The 12,729-nt window shown below is 73.4% G+C and carries 11 protein-coding genes; 5 read left to right on the top strand and 6 right to left on the bottom strand.

Features of this window, described 5'->3' with window-relative positions:
• Positions 1-519: 519 nt before the first annotated feature.
• Positions 520-1,932 carry a glycosyltransferase family 2 protein gene (locus ACPCK6_RS22475; protein ID WP_423482124.1) on the top strand — a complete coding sequence of 471 codons (1,413 nt, stop codon included), beginning with the start codon at positions 520-522 and terminating at the stop codon, positions 1,930-1,932.
• 90 nt (positions 1,933-2,022) lie between these two features.
• Positions 2,023-3,246 carry a glycosyltransferase gene (locus tag ACPCK6_RS22470; RefSeq protein WP_423482123.1) on the top strand — a complete coding sequence of 408 codons (1,224 nt, stop codon included), beginning with the start codon at positions 2,023-2,025 and terminating at the stop codon, positions 3,244-3,246.
• Positions 3,247-3,499: 253 nt separating this feature from the next.
• Here the strand turns inward: ACPCK6_RS22470 and ACPCK6_RS22465 are convergent, their stop codons facing one another.
• The 6 genes from ACPCK6_RS22465 to ACPCK6_RS22440 form a co-directional block, all read right to left on the bottom strand.
• A complete protein-coding gene (locus tag ACPCK6_RS22465; RefSeq protein WP_423482122.1) occupies positions 3,500-5,290 on the bottom strand; it encodes a substrate-binding and vWA domain-containing protein in 1,791 nt (596 codons plus the stop codon).
• An 83-nt stretch (positions 5,291-5,373) separates the two neighbouring features.
• Positions 5,374-6,660: a serine/threonine-protein kinase gene (locus tag ACPCK6_RS22460; protein WP_423482121.1), complete on the bottom strand. Its 1,287-nt coding sequence runs from the start codon at positions 6,658-6,660 to the stop codon at positions 5,374-5,376.
• Positions 6,661-6,973: 313 nt separating this feature from the next.
• Entirely contained in the window at positions 6,974-7,534 is a 561-nt protein-coding gene (locus tag ACPCK6_RS22455) for an NADPH-dependent FMN reductase (protein ID WP_013285613.1), read from the bottom strand.
• Between the two features lie 11 nt (positions 7,535-7,545).
• Positions 7,546-8,484, bottom strand: coding sequence for an ROK family protein (locus ACPCK6_RS22450; RefSeq protein WP_396884476.1), 939 nt, complete (start codon positions 8,482-8,484; stop codon positions 7,546-7,548).
• A gap of 8 nt (positions 8,485-8,492) precedes the next feature.
• Positions 8,493-8,846 carry a DoxX family protein gene (locus tag ACPCK6_RS22445; protein ID WP_216935526.1) on the bottom strand — a complete coding sequence of 118 codons (354 nt, stop codon included), beginning with the start codon at positions 8,844-8,846 and terminating at the stop codon, positions 8,493-8,495.
• 91 nt (positions 8,847-8,937) lie between these two features.
• Positions 8,938-9,369 (bottom strand): type II 3-dehydroquinate dehydratase, encoded by a 432-nt coding sequence (locus tag ACPCK6_RS22440; protein WP_318334692.1) that lies wholly within the window; start codon positions 9,367-9,369, stop codon positions 8,938-8,940.
• Positions 9,370-9,702: 333 nt separating this feature from the next.
• On the opposite strand from ACPCK6_RS22440, the gene ACPCK6_RS22435 reads away from it, so the two are divergent.
• From ACPCK6_RS22435 to ACPCK6_RS22425, 3 genes are read left to right on the top strand one after another with little or no spacing between them, the layout of a single operon-like run.
• A complete protein-coding gene (locus tag ACPCK6_RS22435) occupies positions 9,703-10,866 on the top strand; it encodes a DegT/DnrJ/EryC1/StrS family aminotransferase (RefSeq protein WP_396884477.1) in 1,164 nt (387 codons plus the stop codon).
• Positions 10,863-11,993 (top strand): Gfo/Idh/MocA family protein, encoded by a 1,131-nt coding sequence (locus ACPCK6_RS22430; protein ID WP_423482120.1) that lies wholly within the window; start codon positions 10,863-10,865, stop codon positions 11,991-11,993. The genes ACPCK6_RS22435 and ACPCK6_RS22430 overlap by 4 nt, the downstream gene beginning before the upstream one ends.
• 37 nt (positions 11,994-12,030) lie before the next feature.
• Positions 12,031-12,726: an HAD-IA family hydrolase gene (locus tag ACPCK6_RS22425; RefSeq protein WP_013477291.1), complete on the top strand. Its 696-nt coding sequence runs from the start codon at positions 12,031-12,033 to the stop codon at positions 12,724-12,726.
• Positions 12,727-12,729 lie beyond the last annotated feature (3 nt).

The following is a 12,729-nucleotide window of genomic DNA, read 5'->3' as shown; positions in this document are numbered from 1 at the left end:
CAGGCTCCGGCGGGGCGTCGAGGTGCGGGCGCCGTATGTCGAGATGTCACGACCGGATGGTGACGCGGTGGCACTGCACGCAGCGCTACGCACGGCAGGTCGACCCAGCCCGGATCGTCATGCCGGAGTGCCGAGCCCGCTACTGGGAAGACGCAGCGCTGGCACTACACGGCCGCAGGCGACATTCCAGGCGCTGCTTGCTGCCGAGCGAGGCACCCCGCAGCAGGTTCGCTGCCGGCCATGGGCGCAGCAACTCACCACCGAACTCCTCGGCCGCGACAGCCGCAACCTGCCAGGCGTACCTGAGTTCGCCAGCCGAATCGGGTTGATCCAACCCTCTGCTTCCTGTCGCGGCTGCTGCTCCTGGGCGTGGGTACGTCCGGTCAGGCGGCGACTGTCGTGTTGGGACAGTGCACCCCTATAGACCCCTATTGATGCGTGATGATGTCGTCGCGGAGCGTTATCGTCTGACGATGTCGCCGCCCCCGACGGCAAGATCGTCTGACGGAGAGGATCGCCATGTCGCTGCCCACCAACCCTCCGGCGCTGAGCGTGGTGATGCCGACCTACCAGGATCCGCAGTGCCTCGCGCTGACTCTCCGGGCGCTGACCCGGCAGACGCTGCCGCCGGAACGCTTCGAGGTGATCGTGGTCCGGGACGGTGGCTCGTCCGACGGGTACGCCGAGGCGCTCGCCGAGGGCGCCGGTCTTCGCCTGCACGTGCTGGAACTCGCCGAGCGCAAGGGCCGCTCCGTCGCCCGCAACGAGGGGGCGCGCCGTGCCTGTGCACCTCTGCTGGTCTTCCTCGACGCCGACTCGTGGGCGGTGCCCGACCTGCTGGAGCGGCACCTGGCCTGGCACAGCGTGCCCGGCAACGCGGCGGTGCTGATCGGCCGGCGGGACGAGATCGGCCTCGCTGACCTGCCGGCAGTGCTGGCCGGGGAGCCGCACGCGGTCGCACGCGCCTTCCCGCACGGCGGCGACCTGCGGTTCGCCACGGGGCTTCCCGACGACGGGGGCGAGTGGCTCCGGGCCGGCTGGGTCATCGCCTACACGCACAACATCTCGCTGTCCAGCGCGCACTTCGCGCAGGTCGGTGGTTACCGCGAGGCGTTCGGTCTGAGCTACGGCGTGGAGGACGTCGAGTTGTTCTACCGCGTCGACCGCAGCCTCCCCGACGGCGTCAACTTCGGCTACGACGACGACGCCCGGGTCGTCCACCTGCCGCACCACAAGAACATCACCCGCAACTGGATGGAGATGAAGGCCAACTTCCAGCAGGCGGCCCGGCTCTATCCGTGCCTGGAGTGGGAGTTCCTCACCGCCGTCATGGGGTACGAGGCGATCCGGCGCATCCTGCACTATCGCGCGCTCATCGACGAGTGCGTCGAGCGGTCGGCCTGCGCCATCGGGCCCGCCGCCGCGCGCCTCGCCGGCCAGGTGCGGGGGCACCGCACGCTCTGGATCGGCACCGGCCGCGCCGATTCCGGGTTGCCCACCTCGGCGTTGACCTTCGACTACGCCGCACCCATCGGGCGGACCAACTTCCACCTGCTCGGCGTCGCCCCGCCCATGCCGCCGGGCAGCCTGGACGCGGTGATCAGCGTGGACTTCTGGCGGTACCTGCTGTGGCCGGAACTCTGCCAGTTCATCTCGGCCTCGCTGCTGCTGGCCGGCGAGGTCCACCTGGTCGCCACCGCCGACTCGACGCCGGGGATGTGCGCCGCCGACCCGCAGACGCTGGACTACCTGCGCCAGGCGCAGGCCGCGGCCTGCACGGCCGAGCTGCGCGCGGTCGAGGGGCTCGGCCACGTACTGATCCTGCGGCCCCTCCGACCCGCGCCCGGCACCGCGCGCCGGGTACCCGCTCAGACCGCCGCCAGGGCGCGACCCGCTGCCCTGGTACCGGGGCGCTCCACGACGCGGGGATAGCAGATCGACGGTGCGGCCAGGCCCGACAACGCTGTCGGGCCTGGCCCAACCACGCCCGGATCCGGCGCAACAGACGGAAAGGCGAGTATCATGCGCGTACTGCTGTCGACTCTCGGGTCGCGCGGCGATGTCCAACCACTGGTGGCGCTCGCGTCGCGGTTGACGGCCCTCGGCCATCAGGTCCGCCTCTGCGCCCCGCCCGACTTCGCCCGCTGGGTGGCCAGCTTCAGGATTCCCTTCGTGCCCGTCGGCCCGCCCTGGCGCAGGTCGGCGGCGCCCAGGTCGCGGGCCGCCGTGCCAAGACCCTCGCCCGCGCAGGTACGCAAGCTCGCCGAGTCCTCCATCGGCATCCAGTTCGAGGTGCTGTCGGCCGCAGCCCGGGACTGTGACGTCCTCGTCGCGTCGACGGGCCTCCAGATCGCCGCCCGCACCGTGGCGGAGAAGCGCGGCATCCCGTACGTCTTCGCGGCGCTCTGCCCGGCGGCCCTTCCCTCACCCCACCACCCCCCGCTGCCGCTGCCGGTGCTCGGGGAGGTCCCGGCGCCCGCGTCGGCCGACAACAGCGACCTGTGGGCCGCCAACCTGCGGCACGTCAACGACACCTTCGCCGCGCCCCTCAACGCGCTACGGTCGGCGGTGGGGTTGGGCACGGTCGACGACGTCAGCGACCACATCCACACCGACCGGCCGTGGCTGGCCACCGACCCGACCCTGGCACCCTGGCCGGACGTCGCCGATCCGGCCGTCTACCAACCGGGCGCCTGGCTCCTGCCCGACAAGCGGGCCCTGCCCGCCGAGCTGACGGCCTTCCTGGACGCCGGCGGGCCGTGCGTCTACGTCGGATTCGGCAGCGTCGCCGCACCCCCGGGTCTGCTGGAGACGGCCGTGCGGGCCGTGCGCGCGGTCGGTTGCCGGCTGGTCGTCTCCCGGGGCTGGGCACCGCTCTCGCCGGTCGACCGGTCACCCGACTGCCTGGTGGTCGGCGAAGTGAACCAGCAGGACCTGTTCCGGGAGGTGGCCGTGGTTGTCCACCATGGCGGCGCGGGCACCACGACCACGGCCGCGCGGGCCGGGACGCCGCAGGTCGTCGTACCGCAGGTGTACGACCAGCACTACTTCGCGCGCCGGGTGTCCGCGCTCGGCATCGGCGCCGCACACCCCGGCTCCGTGCCGACCGTCGAGTCGCTGACCGAGGCTCTGGGCGCCGCGCTGCGGCCGGAGGTGGCCGCCCGCGCCCGCGAGTTCGCCGGCGTCGTACGCACCGACGCGGCGCAGGTCGCCGCGGAGCGGTTGGTCGTCGCGCCGGGAGCCTGAGCGGGCAGCCCGCCCCGCTGGCTCACGACCGGGCGGGGCCCGGCCACGCCCCAGGCGACCGGTGCCTCTCGCGGCGGCCGGGCACGCCCCGACTCCGGCACCAGGCCCGGCACCCGTTGTACGCCGAGGTCAGGGCGTCGGCGGACCGGTCCGGTGTCGGGGTACTCCCTACTCCGGCCGGCGCTGTTTACCGGCGCGGCTGCGGAGACCGTCGGTCGCGCCGCGGGCTCGTGGCGAGCGGGGCGCGACGGCGTCAGAAGCTGCTGACCAGCTTCACGAACGCTTCGTCGATCTTGGCGGGATCGGTCGCGTCGAAGGCCTTGCCCGACGATGCCTTGGCGATCCGGTCCAGGGTGGCGAAGTCCGACTCCCGGTCGAAGGCGATGCAGAACACCTTCACCGGACGCCGCGGGTCCAGGGCGACCTCGGTGAGCAGGCGGGCCAGGTCGTTGTCCTGCCGGTACTCGTTCTTGCCGTCGGTCAGCACGACGATCGCGTTGATCCGCTGTGGGTCGTACCGGTCGAGCAGCTCTCGGTGTGCGGCCCGGACCGTCGCGTAGAGCGCGGTGCCGCCGTCGACGTGCAGGCCGGCGATCTTGCTGTTGATCCGCTTCTGGTCGAACTCGCCGAGAGGGATCTCCTCTCGGTAGGGGCTCTTCGGCCGCTTCGGGGTCTCCGAGGAGAACGACCAGAGACCCACCCGGTCCTCGGTGTTGAGCAGCGCGAGGCCCTTGCCCGCCGCTGCTGAGGCGACCTGGAAGCGGCTGCGGGTGCCGACCATCGCCTGCATGGACCCGGACGTGTCCAGGGCTATCAGGATGTTGGCCTTCTTGCGGAGCGTCCGCCAGCCGTCCAGCATCGCGCCGACCACCTGCGGGTCCGGGGGCTCGAAGTAGCTCAGCCCGCCGGTGGGCTCGGCGCCGACGTTGGCGAGCAGCTCCGCCGAGGCTCGGCGCTCGTGGTCCCGGAAGCCGAGGCGGGCGAAGCTCTCCTGCTGGGCGTCCTCGGTCAGGAAGGCCAGGAAGTCGGTCGCCGCCGCCCGCTGCCGCTCGTCGGCGGAGGGCAGCACCACGAACGGGTGGTCCAGGTTGAACGTGCCCTCCTCGGGGTGGACGGCGACCAGCGGGACGTTCGGCCTGCGGCCCCGCTCCTGCCCGTCCTGCCGAGGGCTCAGCGCACCCGTGTTGTAGAGGTCTACGAGTTCCTCCTGGAGGACGATGGCGCTCATGTCGTCCGTACTGCCCGCGCCGCCCGCCAGGTCCGCCTCGGCGAGGCTGCGCAGCAGGTCCACCGAATCGTCGCTGTAGTGCGACACATTGGCCTCGATCCGGCGGACGAACTGGGTGACCGCGGGGTCGGCAAGGTCGGACCGGGTCAGGTCGCTGGACCGTTGCACCGCCGCGTAGTAGGTGGCGATGGTCGCCGCCAGCCCGGAGGTGGACAGGTTGGGGTTGTCCTTGCCGAAGGTGAAGCGGCCCCACTCCGGCTTGCCGAAGCCCGCCCACCCGTCCCGCCCGGACAGGCCCAGGATCTCGCCCCAGCCCAGCGGCCCGCGCCGGCGTATCAGTTCGGCCTTGGGCTGCGGCATCGCGATCACCAGTGGGCTGTTGGCGATCGACGGGTAGCGGTCCGGGGTCTGCGGTGCTCGCCCGGCGGCTTGGTCGAGCAGCCGGAGCTGGCCGGTCCACAGGCTCGACGTCGGCAGCCAGACCTGTGGTTGCGGCAGGCCGGTGCGGGTCCAGCCGGTGGCCAGCGCCTCGGTGGCCTGGCCCGAGTTGAGCGCGCTGACGTGCACCTGGGCGCAGCCACCGCCGTCGATCGACCGGCTGCTGCGGTTGTAGCGTTCGGCCAGGTCGACCAGCAGCGCCGCCTTCTCCGTCGACGAGTTGACCTGGAGGGTGGTGGCGCAGTCGGTGCGGGGCACCTCGCTGCCCGCATCGCGCTGCTGGACGAACACGAACGCCCCGGCGATGACCACCAGCCCGGCGGTGACGGCGGCGGTGTAGGGCAACCACTGCCGCGTGCGGGTAACGGATGGGGTCATCGGGGCGTCCTCCTCGGCGGGGGCTGATGGCCGTCAACCTATCGATCCGGCGCCAGCCGGCGACCCGGACCCCTGCCGCGGCGTCACGGGCGGTCGGACCGTCCCCCGACCGCCGTAGCGACCAGCAGCCGGACCAGGTAGACCACGACGAAGGCGACCGCCCCGGCTGCGGCGGCCGGGCCGATCGCGCTCGACGCGACGTAGCCGGCGGCGGCGCCGGCCGAGCCGAGGAAGAGCGCTGTCGAGATGCCCCAGGCGTCGAGGGCCTCACGACGCAGTCGCCGCAACGCGCCGCCGGACCCGTTGCCGACGCCGGGCTCCGTCGCCGGCAGGTACGCCGGCTGGGTCGTCATCTGTGGGTGTGCCGGCTGCGTCGGCCGGGCCTGGGTCGGCACCGTCGGCTGTGGCTGTGGCTGCGTCGGGCGCGGCTGCGGTGCCGTCGGCGTGATCCGGGGAAGGGGATGGTTCGGCGTCGGTGTGCCCGCGGTCTCGTTGCCGACCTCGAGCAGGCTCTCCCGACGTAGCGGCACGGTGGCCGTGGCGTCCTGCCGCAGCAGCCGCACCAGCACCTGCTCGGCACCCGGCCGATCCGCCGGATCCTTCGCCAGGCACTCCCGGATCAGCTCGTCCAGCACGGGAGGCAACGCCGGCAGGTCGGGCGGATCGTGCAGCACCCGGTGCATCACGGCGAAGAGCGAATCATTGCCGAAGGGTGGCCGGCCACCGGCAGCGAACGCGATCGTGGCCGCCCAGGCGAAGACGTCGCAGGGCGGACCGACCGCGTCGTTGCGGAACCGCTCGGGTGCCATGTACGCGGTGGTCCCCATGACCCGGCTGGACGCCGTCTCGGTCACGCCCAGCGCGCGAGCGATGCCGAAGTCGATCACCCTGGGGCCGTCCTTGCCCAGCACCACGTTGTCCGGCTTCAGATCGCAGTGCACCACGCCGGCACTGTGGATCGCGGCGAGCGCGGTGACAGTGCCGACCGCGAGCCGGTGCAGGGCGTTGCCGGTCACCGGGCCGTGTTCGCGGACGTGCCGGTGCAGGGTCGGGCCTTCGATGAACTCACTGACCACGTAGGGACGCTCGCCGTCGACCTCGGCGAAGAGCACCTGCGCGGTGCAGAACGGAGCGACCCGGCGCGCGGCGGCGATCTCCTTCACGAACTGCGACCGCGCCCGTGGATCAGTCAGATCGACGTTGACCATCTTGACCGCGACGCGGTCACCAGCGTCGTCCTCACCGAGGTAGACGACCCCCTGCCCACCCGCGCCCAGCCGGCCGAGCAGCCGATACCGGCCGGCGGTGACCGGGTCGTACGTCCACAGCTTCGCCAATCCTGGCACCGGCGTGCCGGCCGGTTCTGACATCCCGACTCCATCAGTGTCGTGCCCGGCCACCGGCGGCGCAGGACACGGCCATCGTGCCATGCCGCAGCGGTGACAGAGGACAGCCGATCATGGGTGGAGGCCACCACCGCCGGTGGTCTCGCGGTGGCGGTCGCCGCACTGCGCGGGGTCGGCCCGGCCTACGACGGCGGGCGTCGCTCCAGGGTGTCCCTTCGTCCTCCGCCGTGGCCGATGCGGGCTCGTTTCCCGCCGTGTCGTGCCGTGCCGTGCCGGGGCCGGGCGGGTCGACGCCGGTGCCCGAGCCCGGTCGCCGGCCCGCGCAGCCGCAGCGGCGTCAGGCCCGGCGCAGCGTCCGCAGTGTGCCGGCCCAGGCGACCACCTCGTCGAGCATGGTGCCGAGGGCCTGCTCGTGGTGCGCGGCCGGCCGGAAGTCGCGGAAGTTGACGAAGTCGGTCGTCAGCGAGAGCGCGACCTGGGAGCGGACGTCGGCGACGCCGAGCTGCCCGAGCACCAGCCGCAGGTGCTCCGCCGCCCGGGTGCCGCCGTGCACGCCGTAGCTGACGAGGCCGGCGGCGGCGTGCTGCCACTCCTGGTAGAGGAAGTCGAGGGAATCCTTCAGCGCGCCCGGGATGGAGTGGTTGTACTCCGGCGTGACGAAGACGAAGCCGTCGAACCCGGCCACGGTCGTCGCCCAGCGGCGCACGGCCGGGCGTCGCGACGGCGCCATCGACGGCGGCAGCACCTCGTCGAAGTGTGGCAGGGCGTAGTCGGCGATGTCGACCAGCTCGACAGTGGCGTCGCCCCGCTTGGCGGCGACGTCGCGCACCCAGCGGGCCACGGCGTCGGCCTTGCGGCCGGGTCGCGTGCTGCCGACGATGACACCGATCCTGACCATGCTGCTCTCCTCTACGCGATGGGGACGGGGCGCGCGGGAGCCGGCGTGCCGGTCAGGTCACGAGCCAGCTCCACCGCGCCGTGCAGGGACGACAGCCCGCCGAGGGCGGCGGGCTGCACCGGTGGCGCCGGGCGCCCGGGCCGGCCGGCGCGGCGTGCCCGTTGCGCGACGAGCGGCACGAAGCCGGGCAGTCCGGCGGCGAACCCGCCGCCCACGATTGCCAGCGCCGGATCGAGGATCTCGCCGAGGCTCACCACCGCCGCCGCCAGCGCCCGGCAGCTCTCCTCGACCGCCGCCACCGCCCAGGGCTCGCGCCCGTCGAGTCCGGCCCGTAGGTCATCGAAGCCCACCTCGCCGCCCCGGTGGGCGGCGGCGCGGCGCAGGGTGGCGGGGCCGGACGCGACGGACTGGAGGCAGCCGTGCCGGCCGCAGTCGCAGCGCTCACCGTCGAGGGCGACGACCATGTGGCCGATCTCGGCGGAGGACCGGCCCGGCACCGGCCGGCCGGCCAGCACGACGCCGCCGCCGATCCCGGTGCCGACGCCCAGGTAGACCACGTCGTCCGCGCCGGCGCAGCGCGCCTCGGCCAGGGCGGCGAGATCACCGTCGTCGGCGACGGCGGTCGCCGCGTCGGGAAAGAGGCGGCGCAGCGCGCCGGTGAGGTCGAGGCCCGCCCAACCGGGGCGCCCAGGCCAGGTGGTGACGGTGCCCCCGGTGTCAGTGGTCGCCGGCATGGCCACCCCGACCGCGTCCACCGGTCCCCACCGGTCGAGCAGCCGGTCCACCTCGACGGCCAGCACCGTCAGGTCGTCGGCGGGGTCGGCGGCCCCACGGGGCCAGCGGAAGGTCCGGTCGTACGCCGGCCGCCCGGGTGCCTCCGCGTGCAACGCGACCTTGGTGCCGCCGACGTCGATGCCGAGGACGCCGCCGTGGCGCTGCGGACCGGACACGGCCGGCCTCAGCCCAGCCGCACGTGCAGGTAGACGAGCGCCAGGGCGGCCACGGCAAAGATCACCGGCGTCAGGATCGTCGCGGCCGGGTCCTTCGCCCGGGCGTGGTAGACGACCGCGCCCGTCATCTGCAGGGCGAGACCGATCGCCGCCGCGATGCCGAGGGGCGGCCAGAGCAGGCCGAGCAGCAGCCCGGCGACCGCGGCGAGTTCCAGCACCCCCAGCACGCGGGTCAGCCCCGGCGAGACGCCGAGGTGGTCCATCCGCTCGCGCATCTGTGCCTGCCCGGTGAGCTTCGGCACGGCGGTGCCCACGAACACGGCCGCGAGGACGAGGGTCAGGACGAGGACGGGAATCTCCACGTGAGGTCCTTCGGGAAGAGTCGGGACGTGCGGACGACCGTACCGCCGGCACGCCGGCGCCCACGGCACCGGACGGCGGGGTGCCCGGTCGTCATCGGACGGTCGCGGTGAGGGCGCGCGCGGCCAGCCGGTAGCCCAGCGCTCCGAGCCCGACGATCACCCCGCTGGCCAGCGGGGCGATCACCGAGTCGTGCCGGAAGCTCTCCCGCGCCCACACGTTGGACAGATGCACCTCGACGAAGGGCCGGGGGTAGTTGGCCAGCGCGTCGCGCAGGCTCCAGCCCGCGATCATCAGGGCACCCGGGTTGACGATCGCGCCCACCGTGTCGTAGCTGTTCTGGATCGTACGGATCAGCGCACCCTCGCAGTCGTGCTGCTCGGCGACCACACCCCAGCCCCGGGCGGCGACCTCCTCGCCGACGGCGCGTTCGATGTCCTCGAGGGTGTCGGTGCCGTAGATCTCCGGTTCCCGCCGGCCGAGAATGCCCAGGTTCGGGCCGTTCAGCAGCAGTACGTCCGACACGCTTCACCTCGTGGGGCCCGGCCCTGGTCCCGCAGAGCCTGATGACTGGTCACCGCAGTCTTACTACGCCGACGGCTCCCGGCGAACCGGCGGCGCCCGACGTGCGGGCGGACTAAGGGGTGGCTAGGGGCTGTTAGGGGCGGTGACCGCGTATCCGCGTCGGTTACCGTCCTCCCTGCTGAAGCGACGCCGCCGGCTCCAGACGGAGGCGTCACGTACCGCGCGGCCATCCGGTGCGCCGCTGCGCCCGGACCGCGCACCGGCGGTCTCGGGTCGTCCCGCCCGATGGTCCGCCCAAGCCCCTGGTCTGCCCGAGTTGGGAAGTGGGAAGTCATGAGTGGTCAGCCCTCGACGGTGTCCGAGTTCCCCGAGTGGCCGCAGTACGGCGACGAAGAGCGAACCGGACTGATCCGCGCCCTCGAACAGGGTCAGTGGTGGCGGATGGGCGGCAGTGAGGTCGACTCCTTCGAGCGGGAGTTCGGTGACTACCACGGCAGCCCCCACGCGCTTGCCGTCACCAACGGCACCCACGCGCTGGAAGTCGCGCTGGAGGTGCTCGGCGTCGGCCCCGGTACGGAGGTGATCGTCCCGGCGTTCACATTCATCTCGTCCTCGCTGGCCGCGCAGCGTCTCGGCGCGGTCGCCGTGCCGGTCGACGTCGACCTGGACACCTACTGCGTCGACCCCGCCGCCGTCGAGGCCGCGATGACCCCGCGTACCAAGGTGATCATGCCGGTGCACATGGCCGGGCAGTTCGCCGACATGGACGCGCTCGACAAGCTCGCCGCCGACGCCGGGGTGGCGCTGCTGCAGGACGCGGCACACGCCCACGGTGCGCAGTGGCGCGGCCGGCGAGCCGGTGCGCTCGGCTCGGTGGCCGCCTTCAGCTTCCAGAACGGCAAGCTCATGACCGCCGGCGAGGGCGGAGCGGTCGTCTTCCCCGACGAGGAACTGCGCGAGCGGGCATTCCTCGTGCACAGCTGCGGCCGGCCCCGCACCGACCGCGAGTACCTGCACAGCACCACCGGCTCGAACTACCGGATGAGCGAGTTCACCGCCGCTGTGCTACGCGCCCAGCTGACCCGCCTCGACGAGCAGATCGCGCTGCGCGAGCAGCGCTGGCCGCTGCTGTCGAGCCTGCTCGCCGAGATTCCGGGCGTCGTCCCGCAGGCGACCGACCCCCGCACCGACCGCAACCCGCACTACATGGCGATGTTCCGTATCCCCGGGATCGGTATCGAGCGCCGCCGTGCCGTGGTGGACGCGCTCATCGCCCGGGGCGTCCCGGCGTTCGTGGCGTTCCGGGCGATCTACCGGTGCGAGGGCTTCTGGATGGCCGCCGCGCCCGACGAGTCGGCAGAGGCGATCGCGGCCCGCTGCCCCAACACCGAGCAGATCCACTCCGACTGCGTCTGGCTGCACCACCGCACCCTGCTCGGCACGGAGCAGCAGATGCACGAGATCGCCGCCGTGCTCGCCGACGTCCTCGCCGGATGACGGCCCGGCCCCCGGCGCCGGCCGGCCGGCCGGTGCGGGTCGCGGTGGTCGGCCTCGGCTGGGCCGGGCGGGAGATCTGGCTGCCCCGGCTCGCCGCACACCCCGGCTTCGAGGTGGTCGCCGTGGTCGACCCGCAGCCCGTGGTGCGCGATCAGGCCCACGACACCCACGCCGTCGCGTCCGCGTACGCCGACGTCGAGGACCTGCCCGCCGGAACGGTCGACCTGGCGGTGGTCGCCGTACCGAACCACCTGCACGCGGTCGTCGCCGTCCGGCTGCTGCGCCGGGGCGTACCGGTGTTCCTGGAGAAGCCGGTCTGCCTGACCTCCGCCGAGGCGGGCATCCTGGCCGACGCGGAGCGCGACGGCGGCGCGGTGCTGCTGGCGGGCAGCGCCGCCCGGTACCGGGCCGACATCCGGGCGCTGGCCGACGTGGCCGGCGGGCTGGGCCCGATCCGGCACGTCGATGTGGCCTGGGTTCGCGCCCGAGGGGTGCCCGACGCGGGCGGCTGGTTCACCCGCCGCGACCAGTCCGGCGGCGGCGCGCTGGTGGACCTCGGCTGGCACCTGCTCGACACGGTGCTGCCGCTGCTCGGCCCGGCCCGGGTCACTCACGCGATCGGCAGCGTCTCGGACGACTTCGTCAACGACAGCGCCGCCCACGCCGCCTGGCGCGGCGGGGCCGACACCGCAGGCCACGTTCCCGGCGACGTCGAGGACACCGCCCGGGGGTTCCTGCTCACCGACACCGGCGCCTCCGTCGCCCTGCACGCCTGCTGGGCCTCGCACGAGTCGCTGGACCGCACCACCGTCACCGTGCACGGCGCCGCGGGGTCGGCGACGCTGCGCTGCACCTTCGGCTTCAGTCCCAACCGGGAGCCCACGCCGGTGCTGACGCGTACCCGCGACGGCCGGACCGCGCGGCTGCCGCTGCCCGGGGAGCCGATCGGCGCGGAGTACGACCACCAGCTCGACGCCCTGCCCGGGCTGCTCGCCGACCCGGCCGCCCGGGGCGCGGCCGTCGTCGAGGCCCGCCGGACCATCGACATCATCGAACGGATCTACCAGTGCGCCCGGCCCACCCGGCCGGAGCGCCAGCACGCACTGGTGGGCCATCGCGCCGGGTGAGAACCACCGTCGGCCCCAACCCCTTCCGGGAGCAGCCATGAGCCGTCCATCGTCCACAGTCGAGGTGACCCCGCCGTCGCCGGCGCGCGGCCCGATCCGCGCGGTCGTGTTCGACCTCGACGGCGTCATCGTCGACAGTTCGGCCGTCATGCGTGAGGCGTTCAGCATCGCGTACGCCGAGGTGGTGGGCGACGGGCCGGCACCGTTCGAGGAGTACAACCGGCACATGGGCCGGTACTTCCCGGACATCATGCGCCTGATGGGGCTGCCCCTGGAGATGGAGGAGCCGTTCGTCCGCGAGAGTTACCGGATGGCCCACCTCGTGCCGCTCTTCCCCGGCGTCCGGGAGACCCTGGAGACCCTGCACTCGCGTGGCATCCGAATGGGGATCGCCACCGGCAAGGCCGGCCCGAGGGCCCGCTCCCTGCTCGACCAACTCGGCGTGCTGGGCCTCTTCGGCCAGGTGATCGGCTCCGACGAGGTGGCCCGTCCCAAGCCTGCCCCGGACATCGTGCTCCAGGCACTGGGCAACCTCGACGTGCCGCCGCACGAGGCCATGATGGTGGGCGACGCGGTGATCGACCTGCTCAGCGGCCGGGACGCCGGGGCGACGGCCGTCGCCACGACGTGGCACGGCGGGGACATCGCGGCGCTGCTCGCCGCCGGCCCCGACCTGGTCGTGCACGCCCCGGCGGAGTTGCTGGCGCACTGCCCGGCGGCTCTCGTCCACTGACCC

It is taken from the genome of Micromonospora sp. AB353, from assembly GCF_049538395.1.
GTDB lineage: Bacteria > Actinomycetota > Actinomycetes > Mycobacteriales > Micromonosporaceae > Micromonospora > Micromonospora aurantiaca.
The sequence above is the reverse complement of the archived record's forward strand: the minus strand, read 5'-3'. Positions and strand labels throughout refer to the sequence as shown.